Genomic DNA, 18,690 nt, shown 5'->3' with positions numbered 1-18,690 from the left:
TGCCATAGGGAAATCTGATATTTTTTGTGAGTTGCTCTGTCAGACAATGCGTTTGGAGAAGCAGCGGCAACAGATGGAATATGTTGAGATGGTTGAGACTACAGGTATGTGGTGAAGAGGTGGGCGACGGTAGTCGCGGAGGTACGCGAGGTGGTGCCGCGGCGTCGAACGTCACCGCGCCCGGATGGCGCTACGCGCGTCGAATCGATCGCACGGAATTGCTCGAAGCCGTACGAGGCATCGCGTCGAACTAAGCCCTCCGCTGAGCGAAGGCCAACGTGACACTTGCGGGTGCCCACTACGCCGGAGACGACCGGGCGAAAGCATCAGTGTGCGGTGCCAAGTACGCCCCGACCCACACGCGCAACGGAACCGACGAGCGGCCGCGCGGCGTTCGGCGACATCGCCATCACCACCGACAGCCCGTCGCCGCCGTAGCGCTCCGACAGGGCGTCGATGCGCATCCAGAACGCGTCGGCATAGGGCCGCTCAGCCTTCGTCCACATTCGTCGCAATTGGTGATCGCGCCGCTCCGCTATCGGTTTCGCAGTGGATGCCTCAAAGCCGACCGAAAAAGCGGCGCGAGTTGATCTGAGTCGATCGAAGACCTGTTGCATAGAGTTCCATCGCGTCTCAGGCCAAATTGCGCCAATTCGTGAGCCGCGAATCGTTTTCATTTGACCATCGCATAGCGGTGCCGAGCGCATTTAGCTGTCAGTTATGCCGGTGACTGCGGGGTCCACTTCACGCCACGGTGGTGGCGCTCGCCGACTCGGTGCCAGCGCCCTGGCTACCGCTCGACCGCAGCTCTTCACCAACTCGCGCGCCATCCACAGATGCCAGGGTTCTTGGTCAATCGATCGACACAGTGAGAGGTGGTGAATTACATTGGAAGATAACGTGTTCAGCGATCTTCCCCTGCTCCTCGCGGTACCGCACGCGGCGAAGCTTCTGGGAATCAGTCGTGCTGCGGCCTACCGGCTCGTCCACTCTGGCGAGCTGCCGGTCCGTCGGCTCGGCGGACGCATTTACGTGGTAACCGCAGGCCTGCGCGAGTTGGGAGCGTGATGAAGGGCTCGGTGTATCGGCGGGGCGCGAAGTGGTACTACAAGTTTCGGCTGCCGCAGCGAGATCCCTCGACCGGCCAGTTCCCGTGGGTGACCAAGGGTGGCCACGACACCGAGCGCGACGCGTGGGAGGCCTGCCGCGAGGCGATGCGCGATGCCGACCGCAATCGGATCGTGCGGCCGTCGCAACAGACAGTCGGCGAGTTCGTCACCGACTGGCTGACGGCGGTGCAACCGGCGCTTGACGCCTCCACGTGGCGCAGCTGGAGCGACTATGCCCGGTGGTACGTCATCCCCCACGTCGGCGGCGAGCGGCTTCAGGCGCTCAATGGGCCGGTGCTGCTGCGGTTTTACGCGATGCTGCTGGCCAAGGGCCGGGTGAAACCGAACAACGACGCGGTGATGTACACCCATTGGGCGAAGCTGGCCGCCAGCGGCAAGCCGCCACCGACACCTCGCGAGCTGTCGACGGCGTGCGGTACCTCCATCCACGCCGCGCGTGACGCCGTCCGGCGCTACAAGGCGGGCCTGACTCCCCGGACCCTCACGCAAGGCCTGGCCCCCAAGACCGTCCGCAACATTCATTCGTTCCTGCACCGGGCACTCGCCGATGCCGTCGCCTGGAAGTACATCCCCGAGAACCCGGCGAGCAACGTCAAGCCGCCCCGCAACCCGCGAACCCGCCGGCACGTGTGGAAACCCGAGGAGATCCGGACCTTCCTGGCCTCGGTGCGCGAGGACCGCTTTGCCACATTGTTCCTCCTGGAGTTGACCACCGGGATCCGACGTGGCCAGATCTGCGGGCTCAAATGGTCGGCGGTCGATCTAGACGCGGGAAAGGTGACCGTGCACGACAACCGGGTTGTCGTCGGCGGCCAAGTCGTGGACAAGGCGGGCGGAAAGACCCGCAACGCCGACCAGACCATCTCCATCGACAAGACGACGGTGGGCGCCCTGCGGCGCTGGCGCGCCCAACAGGACACTGAGCGGGAGTTCTTCGGCGACGCTTACCACCCGGGTGACTTCGTGTTCACCTACCCCGACGGACGTCCTCCACACCCGGATTCGATCCGCCAGCGCTTCGAACGCTTGACGGCCAGGGCTGGGTTGTCCCGCATCACGTTTCACGATCTTCGCCACACGTACGCCACCGGCGCGTTGCGGGCCGGGGTGAGCCCGAAGATCGTCAGCGAGCGCATCGGGCACGCGAACATCGGCTTCTTCCTGGAGACCTACGCCCACGTCCTCGACAACGACGATAGCGAAGCGGCCGAGCAGGCAGCCGCGTTCCTGCTCGGTGACAGCTGGACCGACGGCGACGAGGCGCCGGCCAATCTACCTCCGCACAATATAACGTAGAGGTTATACTGATGTCGAAGCGTTGGGACGTGATCCTGCTCGACGAAGTCGAAGAGTGGTTCTTCACGCTCGAAAGGGACGTGATGGCGGCGGTCACCGGTGCCATCGACCTGTTGGAGCTGGAGGGGCCGACACTGGGCCGGCCGATCGTCGACAAGGTGAACGGCTCGAAGTTTCACAGCATGAAGGAGCTGCGCCCGGCTGGCACCAGCATCCGCGTCCTGTTCATCTTCGACCCGGCGCGGCAGGCGGTCCTGCTGCTGGGTGGCGATAAGGCAGACGACTGGAAGCACTGGTACGACAAGAACATTCCGATCGCGGACGCACGCTTCGAGAGCTGGCTGGCGACCGAGCACGGAGGGTGATGACCATGGCGCGCAACTGGCGGGACATTCGCGCGGATGCGATCGCGCAGGGTGCACTGGATGCCGAGCGGGCCAGTGCGGCGCGCGAGGAGATGCGTGAGGCCGTCCAGGCGCACCGTCTGGCCGAGATCCGCAAGGCGCTGGGGCACTCCCGCCAAGCCGACGTCGCGGCCTTGATGGGTGTCTCACAGGCTCGCGTTTCGAAGCTTGAGAGCGGGGACTTGTCGCACACCGAGTTGGGCACGCTTCAGGCTTATGTCGCCGCGCTTGGCGGGCAGTTGCGCGTCGTCGCCGAGTTCGGTGATGACACTGTCGAACTGACTGCTTGAGAGCGGCTTCGGGGTCGGATTAAGGCCGCCAGGCCTCTGAAAGGTCCACGACACCGTAAACCCTAATAATCAAGGACAAGCCGCGCGTTCGCGGTAAGCCGATTTATGTTGGGTTCGCCAAACGAGTTCGCGACTTCTGGATCCACGCTCTGTCGCGCCCAAACCGCCATTAACCCGCATGTTGATGTTCCCGTACGGGAACGAGGGCGCTTCGGTGACGACAGATCGTGATATTGAACCCACAGCCGAGGAGGTTCTCGTACCCTCCAGTGCGTGTCGCCTGCTGTACGCGGCCTGGCCACAACCACCTTCAGGTATCGAGGAGTAAGGGAATATCTTGCCCCACATAAAGGAGTTAACAATTGACGGGCTCCGTGGCGTTTCAGAACCCCTATCGCTTAGACTCGCAGTACCCGATGGGCGCCATGGTAGCGGCTTGACAGTTTTAGTCGGGTCTAACAATAGCGGGAAGTCAACGATTGTTGAAGCATTCGATGCGATGAGTAAAAGTCAAGATAACTTGCCCAGCTTTTCCATAGGGAAGCGCAATGCCCGTAACCCAGACCACCTAGTAATTCGCTGTGTATTTGTGGGTGACGAAGAAAAGGAAAACCGCCTAGAAGCTATCCACGGCGGATCGGAAACAACGTGGTCGAAGCGCGATGTAGTCAACCCGGACATCGTCGTCGTCCCGTCCCGACGTGGCTTTGAGGCCTACTTCAGCCAGTCACCCCCGACTGATCGAGACTGGTACTACAGCCACCGCCGAACGCCCCGTTCGCGGCCACAAGCACTGGAATCTTTCGAAGGACAACTATTTAAGATCAACTCTGAAGGTAGCCGAAGTAAGTTCAACGAAATGCTAGGCCGCGTGATGGGCGACGTTCCAGCGTGGACGATCGATCAGATGCACAGTGGTCAATATTTTCTGAAATTCGACGTCGGTGGCCCCCAGTTTTATCACAGCAGTGAAGGTGTTGGCGACGGCATAATAAGCTTATTCGTCATAGTCTCGGCAACCTACGATTCCGAGCCCCAAAGCGTCGTCGTCATCGATGAACCGGAATTGTCGCTTCACCCGCATTATCAGAGACGACTTCGCTCACTTCTGTCAGAGCTGTCGGCAGATCGGCAGATTGTGTACGCAACCCATTCCCCCTATTTCTTGAATTGGCGCGACATAGAAAGAGGAGCAGAGGTCGCGCGGGCTTATAAGGATAAAGAGGGCCGCGTCCAGCTTGCACAAGTCCCGCGCGACGCACTTGACGGAATGCTCAAGCTCGGAAGCGATAATACCCCGCATACTCTAGGCCTAGATGCTAGTGAGGTTTTCTTTCTTGACGACAATATCATCATCACTGAGGGTCAAGAGGACGTCGTCTATTTCGATAAAATATCCGCGAAAATCGGCAAAATCCTAGAAGGTGAATTCTACGGTTGGGGCGCAGGAGGGGCCACCAACATCGGGACCATATGCGCCTTGCTTGAAGGGCTACATTTTAGCCGAGTTGTCGGAATATTCGACGCCGATATGAGTGCCGCGAAAGAAAAAAGTGCGGAGCGGTTTCCCTCGTACCACTTCGTACTTTTGCCCGCAGACGACATCCGCAACAAGCCAGCACGAAGCGCTACGGTCGCCAAGAAAGGGTTGTGGTCGACAACGGGAGGTTTGGATGAAACGAAACGCTCCGACGTTGAGGCCATGTACGACGACATTAATAGCTACCTATTGGCAACAAAGGAAACGTGACTACAGAAAGCGCGACGCCGCCGAGCGCGAAGAGCCTAAGCTCCTGGTCTTGGTTTATGAACCTGCGCGCCGGCGCGGCGCTTCTTGTTAAGGGGGTCTGTTAGCTCGAAAAGGTTGTTAAACCACTCGAACGCACCAGCTTCCTTGGACTCCTGGGTGTGAACATCGGCGCCAGAAAGAAACCGCTGGCCACCAAAAACGACGCCGAACGTCTTACCCGATCCGATGCGGTGCAAACCCACCAGCTGAGGAGGACCGCCCGACGACGGATCCTCTCCACCTTCAAGCGCCTCACAGAATGCGCTGAAAACGGCCCGGCTCGTCCCGCTGGTCTCGTTAGCGTCCCAAAGCTCGAGAGACGCCCGAACCGTGTTGGCGCCAGTCCCTGCGATAGCAAGTGCGCTCGACCTTTCCGGCATCGAGACGTGTCTCATCTTCCAATCACGCTTAATGGCAGAATAACTCAGCACAGATAATGCAAAATCACTCGTTCTTTCCCCAGATCGACTTGCGATCACGATACCCACGTCAACCCGCAGATCTTCCGGGTACATTAACCACTGCCTTCGAATAAATCCCCCGATCGCGTCGTGTGTTTCACACTGCGGTAGTCCGGAATACATTCCGCCATCTATACGATCCCCAACCGCGGGAAGGGTCAGGGCTGGGAAAAGTACATCACCCCAGTATCCGAAGATGTAGGGAGCATTCTTGCAAGCGAAAGTCTTTCGACCGCGATCCCACCGCCTCCTGCTTCCCGGCCAAGTAATTCGGCTATCGGTTGCGATGTATAAAGAAGCGGGACTACGTTGGTCCACACCGCACCAAACCACAATTGAGGTCACCTCTTGATCTTGACATTCGTTGCGCCCCTGGGCCATTGTGGGTGCGCAACTCCTGGGACCGGCCAAACATGCCGGTACGAGGTGTCACTGCGAATGGCAACGTTCGCACCCAGGTTGTTCAGGGAGGGCCCTCGTTGGGCCTTCCCTGCTCCTCCCTCAGGAGCCGCCTATCGAACCGGCCCTCGGGCATCGAGGTGAGCCGTGCGGGGGCCTCGAAGCCCCGCCGACGAACCAGGACGGGCTCCGGGCCGGTGTCATATACCCAAAGCCCAGGCGGCAACGTCGTCGCACGACTGACCGACTGAGCAAACAAGCCGATCTCGGCAGTAAGTGCCAGGTTCAACGCCTGTTGCCCGCCCTTTGAGCAGCTCCAGACAGGTAGTTAGACAGCCTTATGTTCCCAAATATGTTCCCAACTGGCATGAAAACGGCCCTCGGAGGGGTCTCCGAGGGCCGTTTTACCTGGTAGCGGGGACAGGATTCGAACCTGCGACCTCTGGGTTATGAGCCCAGCGAGCTACCGAGCTGCTCCACCCCGCGTTGGTGAACGCAACGTTACCGAACGCCAAGCGTCCGAACCAAATCGGCTGCTCAGAGGCCCAATCGGGCATCGCGTTCGTCACAACCGAGGGGTATTCACTTGCTTCTCGCGGCCGAAGTCGACAGGCTCGTTGGAGATGAAACAACAACACGCCACCCGCTGGGCCGCGATCGCGATGATCGCCGCCGTCACCTTCGGGGTCAGCAGTTGTGACAACGAATCCGGCGTCACTACAAGCAAACCCGCCGCGTCGGTCCCTGCGCTGCCCGGCGTGTCCACCACCACCACGACAACTAGCACCAAGCCCGCGGCGGCCCCGATCGACTACACCCGGTTGCTGCTGCAAGCCGGCGACATCTCCGCAACGGGCGACGCCTACGTCGCCCAGCCGCCGACCGCGAACCCCGACACCCGCCCTGGCGCCGAGGTGCTGATCGTCAACCAGGAGCAGACCAAGGCCGTCAGCATCCTGATCGTGGCACTCGACAGCCCGGCCGCCGGGCCGTCCGCGCTCGCCGAGGCGCAGGCCAGCCTGGCCAAATCGGTGAACCCCGGCCCGCCGCGACCCTCCATCGTGGGCACCGGCGGCACCGTGGTCTCGGGCAACTCGCCCGACGGCGCGAAGTCGGTGACCGTGTTGCTGTTCACCGAGGGATCCACCTTGGCCCGTATCGAGTTCGACGGCCTGCCCGGAAAACCGGCAGACGCCGACTTCGTCACCAACGTCGGGCAGAAGCAGGCCATCGCCCTGCGCGTGGGGTTGCCCAGCCCTCAGGGAACTCCCTAGCGGCGCACCGGCACCGGCACACGCATCAGGTCCTCGGCCACCACGATGTCACCGGAGAACACCGCGGCGGCCTCGTCGGCGTAGCGGGCACTCGCCTGCTGGTAGCGCTGTGAGAAGTGCGTCAACACCAGCCTGCGCACCCCACACTCGGCCGCGACCCGAGCCGCCTGTCGAGCCGTCAGGTGCCCGTACTGCTGTGCCAGGTCTTCGTCCTGCGCCAGGAACGTCGCCTCGATCACCAACAGGTCGGCGCCGTCGGCCAGCTCGTACACCCCGTCGCACAGCCGGGTGTCCATCACGAACGCGAACCGCTGGCCGCGCCGCGCCTCGCTGACCTGATCCACGTCGACTGTCCGGTCCCCCACCCTGATGGCTCCGGCTCGGTCCAACTCGCCGACGTCGGGGCCGCTGATCCCGAAGCGGGACAACAATTCCGGAATGAACCGCCGACCGTCGGGCTCGACCAGCCGGTAGCCGAACACATCGGTCGAATGCTCCAGTACCCGCACCTCCAGCGCACCGAACGGTCCCACCGCCACCGTTCCGTCAGCCTCGATCGGCTCCTCGACCACGTCGACGGTGTCGTAGAAGATTGAGGCGTGCCGTAACCGGGCGAAGTACTCCCGGCCCGACGCCGGGTAGTGGGCGGTGATCGGATGGCCCACCCGGTCCAGTGACGCCCGCTGGATGATGCCAGGCACCCCGAGGCAGTGGTCGCCGTGAAAATGCGTGAGGCACAACCGGTTCACCGAGCTGGCAGCCACACCCGCCAGCACCATCTGGCGCTGGGTACCCTCGCCGGGGTCGAACAGCAGCCCGTCGTCGTCCCAGCGCAACAAATAGCCGTTGTGGTTGCGGTAGCGCGTCGGCACCTGACTGGCGGTACCGAGCACGACCAATTCACGCATGGCTAGACGCCGCCGCACTCGCTATTTAGTGGCCTCGTACTTCTTCATCGCATCATCGAGGCGCTGCAGCGCATCACCGTAATCGGCGAAGTTGCCATTCTTTTGAGCTTCCTGCACAGCTCCGAGCGCGGTCTCGACATCCTGCAGCGCGGCCGCCTTGGGTCCCGACAAGCTGCTTGGCACACCCGGCGTGGCGGGTGTCGCGATCGGCGTGGGGACCTCCGGTGCGCTGCCCGGCGCCGGTGCGGGGCCCGCCGCCTGCGGACGACCACCCGGTGGCTGGCCGCCTGGCGGAGTCGCCGGTGCGGGGCCAGTGGCCGTCGCACCCGCGCCGGCACCGAAAATGCCGTCCAGCGCGGTGCTTACCGTCGGGCCGTAACCGACCTTGTCGTTGTACATCATCGCTACCCGGATCAATCGCGGATAGGACGACGCGGCGTCACTACTGCCCGGCGAGGCATACACCGGCGACACGTAGATCAGGCCGCCCTGCCCGACCGGCAGGGTCAGCAGATTGCCCCAGCGTATTCGGTTCTGGTTGTCCCGACCGATCACGCCGAGGTCCTGGCTGACCGCGGTGTCGGTACTGATCGCGTTGAACGCCAACTTCGGACCGTTGACCTGACCCGGGATCGTCAACACCGTGATCCGGCCGTAGGTATCGGGATCCGAACTCGCACTGATGTAGGCCGCCAGGAAGTCGCGGCGGAACCGGTTCATCGCGCTGGTCAGCTGGAACGACGCCGAATTGTCATTGCGGGCAATATCTTTGGCCACAATGTAGTACGGCGGCTGGTAGCTGCTGGCGGTCGGGTTCGGATCCAGCGGCACATCCCAGAAGTCCGAGGTGGAGAAGAACGTCACCGGGTCGTCCACGTGGTACTTGGCCAGCAGCATGCGCTGCACCTTGAACAGGTCTTCCGGGTACCGCAGGTGCGCAGCAAGATCCGGCGTGATGTCACTCTTCGGCTTCACCGTGCCCGGGAACACCGACATCCACGCCTTCAGCACCGGGTCGCTCTCGTCCTGGGCGTACAGCGTCACGGTGCCGTCATAGGCGTCGACAGTGGCCTTCACCGAGTTGCGGATGTAGGACACCTGCTTGTCCGGCGCCAACCGGTTGACCGCCACCTCGTTGGAATCCGCGGTGGCCGACGACAACGACGTCAACTCCGAGTAGGGGTAGTTGTCCAGCGTGGTGTAGCCGTCGATCACCCACACCATCTTCTTGTTGACGATCGCGGGGTACACCGTGCTGTCGGTGGTCAGCCAGGGCGCCACCGCCTCCACCCGCTGTGCGGGATCGCGGTTGAACAGAATCTTGCTGTTGGAGCCGATCACGTTGGAGAACAAGAAGTTCCGCTCGGCGAACTTGGCAGCGAACACACTGCGCGCCAGCCAGTTACCGATCGGAACGCCACCGCTGCCGGTGTAGGTGTAGTTCTTGGTCTCGGTGTTGGTCTCGTAGTCGTACTCGCGGTCGTTGCCGTTCTTGCCGACGATCGCGTAGTCAGCCGGCGTATTGGAGATGACCGGGCCGAAGTAGACACGCGGCTGATCCAGCGGAGCCGGGCCCGGCGAGACGACACTGCCGTTCGCCCCGACGACGCTGGCCAGGAACTCCGGGTAACCACCATTCTGGTTCGGATCGTTGGCAATTCCGCGCACCGTGTTGGCCGGCGAGGCGATGAACCCGTTGCCGTGGGTATAGACAGTGTGCCGGTTGATCCAGTCCCGCTGGTTGTCGATCAGGCGGTCCGGGTTCAGTTCACGCGCAGCGACGACGTAGTCACGCAGTTCGCCGTCGGAACCCTGGTAACGGTCGATCGACAGCTGGTCGGGGAAGTAGTAGAAGTTCTTGCCCTGCTGAAACTGGGTGAACGCCGGGCTGATGATCGTCGGGTCGAGCACCCGGATGTTCGACGTGGTCGCCCGGTCAGAGGCGACCTGCTGCGCGGTGGTCGGCGCGGTACCCGAGTAGTCGCGGTAGGTCACGTGGTCGTTCGTCAGCCCGTAGGCCTGCCGGGTCGCGGCGATGCTGCGGCTGATGTATTCGCTTTCCTTCTGCGCCGCATTCGGTTTGACGCTGATCTGCTCGACGACCAGCGGCCAGCCCGCCCCGACGATCAGCGAGCTCAGCAGCAACAGCACCAGGCCGATCGCCGGAATACGCAAGTCGCGCAGCACGAGCGCAGAGAACACCGCGGCCGCGCAGATGATCGCGATGGCCATCAGGATCAGCTTGGCGGGCAACACCGCGTTGATATCGGTGTAGCCGGCACCAGTGAAGGGCTTGCCGCCGCGGGTATGACTGAGCAGTTCGTAGCGGTCGAACCAGTAGGCGACCGCCTTGAGCACCACCAGCGTGCCGATCAGGGCGACCAGCTGAATCCGGGCCGGGCGGCTCAACACGCCGCTGCGCCCGGCCAGCCGGATACCGCCGAAGATGTAGTGGCTGATCACGCTCGCCAGGAACGCCAGGAAGACGGCAACAAACAGATACGACAGCACCAGCCGGTAAAACGGCAGATCGAAGGCGTAGAAGCCGAGGTCCTTGCCGAACTGCGGATCGGCGACACCGAACTCGCCGCCATGCAGGAACAGCTGCACCCGAGCCCAGTAGCTCTGCGCGACCGCACCAGCCAGCAACCCGATCACGGCGGGCACCCCGATGCCGAACAGCTTGAGCCGCGCCATCACCGCGGTGCGGTAACGCGCCACCGGATCGTTGGGTCCGGCGGTCGGCACGAACACCGGCCGGGTGCGGTAGGCCAGCGCCAACCCGGCGAACACGATCGCCCCGACCAGCACCGCGGCCACCAGGAATACGACGACGCGGGTGAGCAACACGGTGGTGAACACCGAGCGGTATCCCAGCTCGCCGAACCATAGCCAGTCCACGTAGGCGTCGATCAGCCGTGGCCCCACCAACAACAGCACCACAACAGCGAGCGCAACACCGATCAGAATCCGGCTGCGCCGAGTCAACTTCGGCATCCGCGCACCGGGCCGCATACTCACCTGTCAGGCTCCTGGGTCTCGTCGGGCGGCCGCGCCGCGCCGAGGCAGCAGTACGGCCACAACTCTACGCATCAGGGCAGCGGGGCTGTCCTGATGCGACGGGCTAACAGCTCGGCGGACGCCCGCCGGAGGTCAACGTGTGCAGCGAGTCGACGGCCCCGGCCAAGGTGTCCACCTTGATCAGCTCCATGTTGTCGTCGCGCATCGACTTCGCCTCGTCGCAGTTCTCGGCGGGCACCAGGAAGACCGATGCCCCGGCTTCCTGGGCGGCCAGCATCTTGTGGGTGATGCCCCCGATCGGGCCCACCTTGCCGTCCTCGTTGATCGTGCCGGTGCCTGCGACGAACTTCGATCCGTTGAGGTCACCAGTGGTCAGCTTGTCGACGACAGCCAGGCTGAACATCAACCCGGCCGACGGCCCGCCGATGTTGGCGAGGTTGAAGTCGATGGTGAACGGCGCCCACGGCGCGTCGAGCACGGCGACCCCCAGGTAGCCGTAATCGCGGTCGGTGTTGGTGCCCAACGTGATCCGCGCGGTGCCGGGCGGGGCGTTCTTGCGGCGGTAGTCGATGACGATCTCCTGGCCCGGTTTGGTGGCCTTCAGCAGTGCGGTGAACTCGGCGATGTTCGCCACCGGCTTACCGTCGACAGCGTCGATGGCGTCACCGACTTGCAGCTTGCCCGCCGAGGGCCCGGGATCCGTGACCCGCTCCACCCGCACCGCCTGGGGGTACTTCAAATAACCCAAAGCCGCGTACTCGGCGCTGTCCTCTGAGCGCTTGAAGTCGGCGTCCTGATCCTTCTCGACGTCCTCGCGCGACTTGTCCGGCGGGAACACCAGAGCACGGGGCACCAGCTGTTCGCGGCCCGACACCCACAGCGTCAGCGCCTGCCCCAGGGTCAGACCGTCACGCTGGGCGACCGTGGTCATGTTCAGGTGCCCTGAGGTGGGATGGGTGTCGGTGCCGTTGATGGCCACCACCTGCTTGCCGTCGACCTCGCCGAGCGTGTCGAAGGTCGGCCCGGGGCCCAACGAGACAAAGGGCACCGTCACGACCGCCAGCAGCACGCCGAAGACGACGATCGGCACCAGCGCCGTCATCAGCGTCAGAATCCGCCTGTTCACGCCGCCAAGACTAGATCCGGCGGGCAGGAGCGAAGCGACCCGGGGAATAATACGGAGCGTCGGCAGGCCCGGTTCACTGACAGCGTGATTGCCAGTTACCCGCCCGCGACGCAGGGTGAGTACGGTTGAGACATGGCTGACCTGCCCTTCGGCTTCTCCGCAGGAGACGACCCCAACCGCGACCAGCCGAAAAAGGACCCCAACTCCGGTCCCGGCGACCCCTTCGGATTCGGCGGCGGCGACTTCAACATGGCCGACCTGGGGCAAATCTTCACCAAGCTCGGCCAGATGTTCAGCGGCGCAGGCGGTGTGATGGGCGGTAGCTCGTCCGGGCCGGTCAACTACGACCTGGCCCGCCAGCTGGCGTCGAGTTCGATCGGCTTCGTCGCGCCAATCCCGGCCGCCACCAGCTCCGCCATCGCCGATGCCGTGCACCTGGCCGACACCTGGCTCGACGGTGCGACCGCGCTGCCCGCCGGGGCCACCAAGTCGCTCGCCTGGACACCCAACGAATGGGTGGACGGCACCCTGGACACCTGGAAGCGGCTGTGCGACCCGATGGCCGAGCAGATCGGGTCGGTGTGGGCGGCGTCTCTGCCCGAGGAAGCCAAGGCGATGGCCGGCCCGCTGCTGGCGATGATGACCCAGATGGGCGGCATGGCATTCGGCTCGCAGCTGGGCCAAGCACTGGGAAAGCTCTCCCGTGAGGTGCTGACGTCGACCGACATCGGGCTGCCGCTGGGCCCCAAGGGCGTCGCGGCGTTGTTGCCCGAGGCCATCGAAACACTCTCCGAAGGTCTTGAGCAGCCGCGCAGCGAGATCCTGACCTTCCTGGCTGCACGCGAGGCGGCCCATCACCGGTTGTTCAGCCACGTCCCGTGGCTGTCCACCCAGCTGCTCAACGCCGTCGAGGCCTACGCCAAGGGCATGAAGATCGACATGAGCGGCATCGAGGAGCTGGCCCAGGGGTTCAACCCCGCCGCGCTGGCCGACCCAGCCGCCATGGAGCAACTGCTCAGTCAGGGCATGTTCGAGCCCAAGGCCACCCCGGAGCAGACCGCCGCTCTCGAGCGGCTGGAAACTCTGCTGGCGCTGGTCGAAGGCTGGGTGCAGACCGTGGTCACCGCCGCGCTCGGCGACCGGATCCCCGGTACCGCCGCGCTGTCGGAGATGCTGCGGCGACGGCGGGCCACCGCCGGACCGGCCGAACAGACGTTCGCGACGCTGGTCGGCCTGGAACTGCGGCCCCGCAAGATGCGGGAAGCCGCCGTGTTGTGGGAGCGGCTCACCGATGCCGTCGGCATCGACGCCCGCGACGCCGTCTGGCAGCACCCCGACTTACTGCCCAACACCGCAGATCTCGACGAGCCGGCCGGGTTCATCGACCGGATCATCGGCGGCGACACCAGCGGGCTGGACATCGACTCGGCGATCGCCGAGTTCCAGAAATCTGAATCCGAGAAGTCCGAAACGGACCAAGACAAGCCCGACGCCGACGGGCCTGTGGATAGCTGAGCCGCGCGGCACCCCGCAGGTGCCACAGTCGGCTGGTGCTCTACGCGCTCGACCCGGCCATGCCGGTGCTGCTGCGACCCGACGGCGCGGTGCAGGTGGGCTGGGATCCGCGCCGCGCGGTCCTGGTCCGCCCACCTGACGGCACCACCCCTGCGGCGCTGGCCGCGTTGCTGCGCAGCATGCAGATTCCGCTCGGCATGGCCGAACTGCTCCGGCTGGCCGCCACCCACGGGCTGGCCGGGCCCGTCGTCGAACAAATCCTGCAGGCCCTGATCACCAACGGCGTCGTCCACGGCCGGACGCGGCAGCCGGTCGCGCGGGCCCTGTCGATCCGGGTGCACGGCCGCGGTCCGCTTTCGGATCTGCTGGTCGAGGCACTGCGATGCTCGGGGGCACGGATCGCGCAGACCAGCCACGCAGGTGCGTCGGTGTCGGCGGCGAGCGCGGACATGGTGGTGCTGAGCGACTATCTGGTCGCCGACCCGCGGCTGGTCCGGGATTTGCACACCGCCGGCGTGCCGCACCTGCCGGTCCGGGTGCGCGACGGCGCCGGACTGGTCGGCCCGCTGGTGATCCCCGGCGTCACCAGCTGCCTGGCATGCGCCGACTTGCACCGCACCGACCGCGACGAGGCCTGGCCGGCGGTGGCCGCGCAGTTACGTGACGTGATCGGCAACGCCGACCGGCCAACTGTGCTGGCTACCGTCGCGGTCGCGCTGGGCCAGCTGCAGCGCATCATCACCGCAGTTCGCGGGCAGGAAGCCGCCGGGACACCGCCAGCAACGCTGAACACCACCCTGCAGATCGACGTCACCAGCAATACGATTTCGGCTCGTCGCTGGTCACGACATCCGAACTGCCATTGCTGACCATCCTTGGTTGCCAGGAGGGCATCGTCAGGGATGATGGGGACGTGGCAGACATCAAGCGCGGCCGAGCGGCCCGCAACGTCAAGCTGGCCTCCATCCCGGTGGGGTTTGCCGGCCGGGCGGCTTTGGGCTTCGGCAAACGACTGACCGGCAAATCCAAAGACGAGGTCAGCGCCGAGCTGGTGGAGAAGGCCGCCAACCAGTTGTTCACCGTGCTCGGTGAACTCAAGGGCGGTGCCATGAAGGTGGGCCAAGCACTGTCGGTGATGGAGGCCGCCATCCCGGAAGAGTTCGGCGAGCCCTACCGCGAGGCCCTGACCAAACTGCAGAAGGACGCCCCGCCGCTGCCCGCAGCCAAAGTGCACCGGGTGCTTGACGGCCAGCTCGGCACCAAATGGCGCGAGCGATTCACCTCGTTCGACGACACCCCGGTGGCGTCGGCCAGCATCGGGCAGGTGCACAAGGGGGTGTGGTCGGACGGCCGTGAGGTCGCGGTCAAGATCCAGTACCCCGGCGCCGACGAGGCGCTGCGCGCCGACCTGAAGACCATGCAGCGCATGGTCAGTGTGTTCAAGCAGCTCTCCCCCGGCGCGGATGTGCAGGGCGTGGTCGACGAGCTCATCGAACGCACCGAGATGGAGCTGGACTACCGGCTGGAGTCCGACAACCAGCGCGCCTTCGCCAAGGCCTACGAAGGCCATCCGCATTTCGTCGTGCCGCACGTGGTGGCCAGCTCGCCCAAGGTGATGATCACCGAGTGGATCGACGGCGTGCCGATGTCGCACATCATCCGCGAAGGCACCCCGCAGGAGCGAGACCTTTGCGGCACAAGGCTTATCGAGCTCACCTTCGATGCCCCGTCCCGCCTCGGCATGATGCACGGCGACGCGCATCCCGGGAACTTCATGATGTTGCCGGACGGCCGGATGGGCGTCATCGACTTCGGCGCGGTCGGTCCGCTGCCGGATGGGTTGCCCATCGAAATCGGTCAGATCATCTGCCTGGCCCGCGACAAGAACTACGACGAGCTGCTGCCCACGATGGAACGAGTCGGTTTCATCCAGAAGGGTGAGCAGGTCTCGGCGAGCGAAATCGACGACATGCTGCGCCAGTACGTGGAGCCGATCGAGGTCGAGGTGTTCCACTACACCCGTCGGTGGCTACAGAAGATGGCCGCGGCGAACATGAATGTCTCGTCGCAGCAGATCAAGACCGCCCGAGCGATGGATCTGCCGGCCAAGCTGGCGATTCCGCTGCGGGTTATCGCGTCCACCGTGGCGATCTCGTGCCAGCTGGACGCCCACGTGCCGACGCGCGAACTGGCCGCGCGTTTGGTGCCGGGGTTTGCCGAGCCCGAACCCGCGCAATAGCGCAGGAGCCGCAAGGCCGGCGACATCTCAGTCGCCGCCGGACCCGACAAGCCTCAGGCCGCGATGACCTCCTTGCGGGGACGCCCGCGCGGACGCTTGCGCTGCACGACGGTGCCCCGTTCGATGATCTCGCCGCCCCAGACACCCCAGGGCTCACCGCGTTCCAGAGCGGCGGCAAGGCATTGCCGCCGGATCGGACATTCCCCGCAGAGCACCTTGGCGTGCTCTAGGTCCATCGGACTTTCGGCGAACCACAAGTCGGGATTCCCGACGTGGCACGGCAACACCGGCAGTTTCTCCTGGCGGACTGTCGATGTCGACATGTCTCGCTCACCTGCTTCCTGGTCGAATGACTGTACGTATCTCTTCTCAGAGGGATCCGGGACCAGGAATCTGGTGGAAACACAAAGGCCACGGATCCTTATGACTTCGGGTCCGTGGCCAGTGGCTGTGTCTGGGAGCTTTCCTAGATGAAGCTCCTGTCCACGGACGCGATCGCCGGGGCGGCGTTGGCGCGGCGCTTACGCTGCGCCGCAATAGCGGCGGCCGCACCAGCGGCATGAGCGTTATGCGCGGGGATCGACACGACGGCCGAGAAGGACCACGTGCGATGCGCCATGCCAGCTACGCCAAAATCAGCAGTGGTGGTGATCATCGTCATGCCCCTCCTTTCGTCACGCCGCCTGCAGCCATCGATCAGCACAGGATTGAAGATTCGAGGCTAAACCCTACCACCATTTCGCCACAAGCGATTTTCTGACCTGCGCTTATGCGATTTCTCAAGCCCGCCCAGCGGCCCTGACACCGACCCTGACAAACTTGTTCCCATGGCACAGATAACCCTGCGTGGAAACCCGATCAACACCGTTGGAGACCTGCCCGCCGTCGGCGCCCAGGCCCCCGCCTTCGACCTGACCGGCACCGACCTCGGCTCCGTCGACAGCAGCCAATTCGACGGAAAAGGCTTGGTGCTCAACATCTTCCCGTCAGTCGACACCCCCGTGTGCGCAGTCAGTGTGCGGACCTTTAACGAGCGCGCCGCGGCCACGGGTGTGCCGGTGGTGAATGTGTCGAAGGATCTGCCGTTCGCCCAGAAGCGATTCTGCGGCGCCGAGGGCATCGAGAACGTCGTCACGGCCTCGGCCTTCCGCAGCAGCTTCGGTGAGGATTTCGGCATCACGATCGCCGACGGACCGATGGCAGGCCTGCTGGGCCGGGCCGTCGTCGTGGTGGGTGCTGACGGCAAGGTCGTCTACACCGAGCTGGTGCCCGAGATCGGCACCGAGCCCAACTATGACGCCGCGCTCGCCGCGGTGAGCTGACAGCCGCGAAATACACCGCACAAGGATGCCGATACCGCATCCTTGTGCGGTGAAGTCGCGCACCGCTGTCGCTGCCGTCCTGCTGATCGCCATGACCGCCGGGTGTTCGGGCGCGAACAAACCCCGGGAGACGACCAGTTCGCCGCCACCACCGTCGACCACCGAGGCGCAGGGCGCCGTGACTCCCGAACAGGCGCGAGCCATCGCGAAAGACGCCTACATCTACGGCTTCCCGATGGTGGACAACTACCGGGTCCAGTACTCGTACTTCGTCGACTCGCACAGCCCGGAGTACAAGGGCGACTGGAACCAGGTGCGCAGCATCGCCCGGGTGTTCACCCCGGCGGACACCACGATCCAGACGCCGAACTCCGACACCCCGTACTCGATGCTCGGTGCGGATCTACGCACCGAGCCACTGGTGCTGACCCTGCCGCCGGTCGAGCAGGACCGGTACTTCTCGGTGCAGTTCGTCGACGGCTATACCTACAACTTCGCCTACCTCGGCAGCCGGACGACGGGTAACAGCGGCGGCAGGTATCTGCTGGCCGGGCCCGGCTGGAACGGTGAGAAACCAGAGGGTGTCAACGAGGTGCTCCGCGCCGACACCGACTTCGCGCTGGCGATCTACCGCACCCAACTGTTCAGTCCCGACGACCTGGAGAACGTCAAGAAGATCCAGGCCGGCTACGCCGTGCAGCCCTTGTCGGCATTCCTCAACCAGCCCGCTCCCCCCGCCGCGCCCGCGATCGACTTCCCGGTGCCGTTGAGCCCCGACGAACAGAAGACCTCGCCGAAGTTCTTCGAGCTGATGAACTTCGTGCTGCGCCACGCCCCGGTACTGCCGTCGGACAAGGAGGTGCGCGACCGATTCGCCACCATCGGTGTCGCGCCGGATGGAACGTTCAACGCCGACACACTCACCCCCGAGATGCGCTCGGCGATCGAAGGCGGGATCGCCGATGCCTGGGCCGAACTGAACACCTTCAAGAAGGACAAGCTCGACACCGGACAGGTGACCTCGGGCGACCTGTTCGGCACCAAGGACGAACTGAAGAACAACTACCTGTACCGAATGGCCGGGGCGGTGCTGGGGATCTATGGCAATTCCAAGCAGGAGGCCATGTACCCGATCTACAACACCGACGCCGACGGCCAACCGCTGGCCGGAGCGAACAACTACACGCTGACCTTCCCGCCCGGGCAACTGCCGCCGGTCAACGCGTTCTGGTCGCTGACGATGTACAAGTTGCCGGAAAGCCTGCTGGTGGACAATCCGATCAACCGGTACCTGATCAACTCGCCCATGCTGCCGGGCCTCGTCAAAAACCCCGACGGCGGCGTGACACTGTACCTACAGAACCAGTCGCCCGGCCCGGAGAAGGAAGCCAACTGGCTACCTGCCCCGCCCGGACCCTTCACTGCCATCCTTCGGCTGTACTGGCCCAAGCCGGACGCGCTGAGCGGCGCATGGCAGGCACCAAAGGTGGTGAAGGCCTGAGCCGCCGGCAGGGGC

The 18,690-nt window shown here is 64.3% G+C and carries 18 protein-coding genes and 1 tRNA gene; 11 read left to right on the top strand and 8 right to left on the bottom strand.

Annotation, left to right across the window (positions count from 1 at the left end):
• Positions 1–326: 326 nt before the first annotated feature.
• Entirely contained in the window at positions 327–617 is a 291-nt protein-coding gene (locus G6N38_RS18680) for a hypothetical protein (RefSeq protein WP_163749562.1), read from the bottom strand.
• 283 nt (positions 618–900) lie between these two features.
• On the opposite strand from G6N38_RS18680, the gene G6N38_RS18675 reads away from it, so the two are divergent.
• The 5 genes from G6N38_RS18675 to G6N38_RS18655 all read left to right on the top strand — a co-directional run bounded on the left by G6N38_RS18675 (position 901) and on the right by G6N38_RS18655 (position 4,870).
• The gene (locus G6N38_RS18675) at positions 901–1,068 is read left to right on the top strand and encodes a helix-turn-helix domain-containing protein (RefSeq protein ID WP_246228045.1); all 168 of its coding nucleotides are present in this window, start codon (positions 901–903) and stop codon (positions 1,066–1,068) included.
• Complete coding sequence (locus G6N38_RS18670) at positions 1,068–2,426, top strand: tyrosine-type recombinase/integrase (protein WP_246227289.1); 1,359 nt, start codon at positions 1,068–1,070, stop codon at positions 2,424–2,426. The genes G6N38_RS18675 and G6N38_RS18670 overlap by 1 nt, the downstream gene beginning before the upstream one ends.
• An 11-nt stretch (positions 2,427–2,437) precedes the next feature.
• Positions 2,438–2,791, top strand: a complete 354-nt coding sequence (locus G6N38_RS18665; RefSeq protein WP_163749561.1) for a type II toxin-antitoxin system RelE/ParE family toxin — start codon at positions 2,438–2,440, stop codon at positions 2,789–2,791.
• On the top strand, positions 2,791–3,120 hold the full coding sequence (locus G6N38_RS18660) for a type II toxin-antitoxin system RelB family anti-toxin (RefSeq protein ID WP_163749560.1): 330 nt from the start codon (positions 2,791–2,793) through the stop codon (positions 3,118–3,120). Before G6N38_RS18665 ends, G6N38_RS18660 begins: the two co-directional genes overlap by 1 nt.
• Before the next feature lie 337 nt (positions 3,121–3,457).
• Entirely contained in the window at positions 3,458–4,870 is a 1,413-nt protein-coding gene (locus G6N38_RS18655; protein ID WP_322790536.1) for an ATP-dependent nuclease, read from the top strand.
• A gap of 35 nt (positions 4,871–4,905) precedes the next feature.
• On the opposite strand, the gene G6N38_RS18650 is transcribed toward G6N38_RS18655, so the two are convergent.
• The gene (locus tag G6N38_RS18650) at positions 4,906–5,424 is read right to left on the bottom strand and encodes a hypothetical protein (RefSeq protein WP_163749558.1); all 519 of its coding nucleotides are present in this window, start codon (positions 5,422–5,424) and stop codon (positions 4,906–4,908) included.
• Between the two features lie 754 nt (positions 5,425–6,178).
• A tRNA-Met gene (locus G6N38_RS18645) sits at positions 6,179–6,255 on the bottom strand.
• 137 nt (positions 6,256–6,392) lie between these two features.
• Between G6N38_RS18645 and G6N38_RS18640 the strand changes: the two genes are divergently transcribed.
• The gene (locus tag G6N38_RS18640) at positions 6,393–7,043 is read left to right on the top strand and encodes a hypothetical protein (protein WP_163749557.1); all 651 of its coding nucleotides are present in this window, start codon (positions 6,393–6,395) and stop codon (positions 7,041–7,043) included.
• Here the strand turns inward: G6N38_RS18640 and G6N38_RS18635 are convergent.
• The 3 genes from G6N38_RS18635 to G6N38_RS18625 form a co-directional block, all read right to left on the bottom strand.
• A complete protein-coding gene (locus G6N38_RS18635; RefSeq protein ID WP_163749556.1) occupies positions 7,040–7,951 on the bottom strand; it encodes a ribonuclease Z in 912 nt (303 codons plus the stop codon). The genes G6N38_RS18640 and G6N38_RS18635 overlap by 4 nt on opposite strands.
• A 21-nt stretch (positions 7,952–7,972) precedes the next feature.
• Positions 7,973–10,972: a UPF0182 family protein gene (locus G6N38_RS18630; protein ID WP_163749555.1), complete on the bottom strand. Its 3,000-nt coding sequence runs from the start codon at positions 10,970–10,972 to the stop codon at positions 7,973–7,975.
• Between the two features lie 103 nt (positions 10,973–11,075).
• A complete protein-coding gene (locus G6N38_RS18625) occupies positions 11,076–12,098 on the bottom strand; it encodes a YlbL family protein (RefSeq protein ID WP_163749554.1) in 1,023 nt (340 codons plus the stop codon).
• A gap of 132 nt (positions 12,099–12,230) precedes the next feature.
• On the opposite strand from G6N38_RS18625, the gene G6N38_RS18620 reads away from it, so the two are divergent.
• From G6N38_RS18620 to G6N38_RS18610, 3 genes are read left to right on the top strand one after another with little or no spacing between them, the layout of a single operon-like run.
• Positions 12,231–13,613 (top strand): zinc-dependent metalloprotease, encoded by a 1,383-nt coding sequence (locus G6N38_RS18620; protein ID WP_163749553.1) that lies wholly within the window; start codon positions 12,231–12,233, stop codon positions 13,611–13,613.
• A gap of 59 nt (positions 13,614–13,672) precedes the next feature.
• Positions 13,673–14,482, top strand: a complete 810-nt coding sequence (locus tag G6N38_RS18615; protein ID WP_163752105.1) for a TOMM precursor leader peptide-binding protein — start codon at positions 13,673–13,675, stop codon at positions 14,480–14,482.
• A gap of 23 nt (positions 14,483–14,505) precedes the next feature.
• The gene (locus tag G6N38_RS18610; RefSeq protein ID WP_163752104.1) at positions 14,506–15,852 is read left to right on the top strand and encodes a macrolide-binding ATPase MABP-1; all 1,347 of its coding nucleotides are present in this window, start codon (positions 14,506–14,508) and stop codon (positions 15,850–15,852) included.
• Between the two features lie 53 nt (positions 15,853–15,905).
• Here G6N38_RS18610 and G6N38_RS18605 read toward each other — a convergent pair whose 3' ends face one another.
• A complete protein-coding gene (locus G6N38_RS18605; RefSeq protein ID WP_163749552.1) occupies positions 15,906–16,175 on the bottom strand; it encodes a WhiB family transcriptional regulator in 270 nt (89 codons plus the stop codon).
• Positions 16,176–16,318: 143 nt separating this feature from the next.
• Positions 16,319–16,513, bottom strand: coding sequence for a hypothetical protein (locus G6N38_RS18600; protein ID WP_163749551.1), 195 nt, complete (start codon positions 16,511–16,513; stop codon positions 16,319–16,321).
• Positions 16,514–16,679: 166 nt separating this feature from the next.
• Here G6N38_RS18600 and tpx point away from each other — a divergent pair, with 166 nt between their 5' ends.
• Both tpx and G6N38_RS18590 read left to right on the top strand, forming a co-directional pair.
• Positions 16,680–17,174: a thiol peroxidase gene (gene tpx / locus G6N38_RS18595; RefSeq protein ID WP_163749550.1), complete on the top strand. Its 495-nt coding sequence runs from the start codon at positions 16,680–16,682 to the stop codon at positions 17,172–17,174.
• Between the two features lie 91 nt (positions 17,175–17,265).
• Positions 17,266–18,675, top strand: a complete 1,410-nt coding sequence (locus G6N38_RS18590; RefSeq protein WP_163752103.1) for a DUF1254 domain-containing protein — start codon at positions 17,266–17,268, stop codon at positions 18,673–18,675.
• Positions 18,676–18,690: the final 15 nt, after the last annotated feature.

The sequence above is a fragment of the Mycolicibacterium helvum genome (genome assembly GCF_010731895.1).
GTDB lineage: Bacteria > Actinomycetota > Actinomycetes > Mycobacteriales > Mycobacteriaceae > Mycobacterium > Mycobacterium helvum.
The sequence above is the reverse complement of the archived record's forward strand: the minus strand, read 5'-3'. Positions and strand labels throughout refer to the sequence as shown.

Bases quoted from the DNA above. Each gene is read 5' to 3' on its own strand.
- G6N38_RS18665 (WP_163749561.1), top strand. From the start codon at position 2,438: ATGTCGAAGCGTTGGGACGTGATCCTGCTCGACGAAGTCGAAGAGTGG.
- G6N38_RS18600 (WP_163749551.1), bottom strand. From the start codon at position 16,513: ATGACGATGATCACCACCACTGCTGATTTTGGCGTAGCTGGCATGGCG.
- G6N38_RS18660 (WP_163749560.1), top strand. From the start codon at position 2,791: ATGACCATGGCGCGCAACTGGCGGGACATTCGCGCGGATGCGATCGCG.
- G6N38_RS18635 (WP_163749556.1), bottom strand. From the start codon at position 7,951: ATGCGTGAATTGGTCGTGCTCGGTACCGCCAGTCAGGTGCCGACGCGC.
- G6N38_RS18650 (WP_163749558.1), bottom strand. From the start codon at position 5,424: ATGTACCCGGAAGATCTGCGGGTTGACGTGGGTATCGTGATCGCAAGT.
- tpx (WP_163749550.1), top strand. From the start codon at position 16,680: ATGGCACAGATAACCCTGCGTGGAAACCCGATCAACACCGTTGGAGAC.
- G6N38_RS18590 (WP_163752103.1), top strand. From the start codon at position 17,266: ATGACCGCCGGGTGTTCGGGCGCGAACAAACCCCGGGAGACGACCAGT.
- G6N38_RS18680 (WP_163749562.1), bottom strand. From the start codon at position 617: ATGCAACAGGTCTTCGATCGACTCAGATCAACTCGCGCCGCTTTTTCG.
- G6N38_RS18670 (WP_246227289.1), top strand. From the start codon at position 1,068: ATGAAGGGCTCGGTGTATCGGCGGGGCGCGAAGTGGTACTACAAGTTT.
- G6N38_RS18620 (WP_163749553.1), top strand. From the start codon at position 12,231: ATGGCTGACCTGCCCTTCGGCTTCTCCGCAGGAGACGACCCCAACCGC.
- G6N38_RS18640 (WP_163749557.1), top strand. From the start codon at position 6,393: ATGAAACAACAACACGCCACCCGCTGGGCCGCGATCGCGATGATCGCC.
- G6N38_RS18605 (WP_163749552.1), bottom strand. From the start codon at position 16,175: ATGTCGACATCGACAGTCCGCCAGGAGAAACTGCCGGTGTTGCCGTGC.
- G6N38_RS18615 (WP_163752105.1), top strand. From the start codon at position 13,673: ATGCCGGTGCTGCTGCGACCCGACGGCGCGGTGCAGGTGGGCTGGGAT.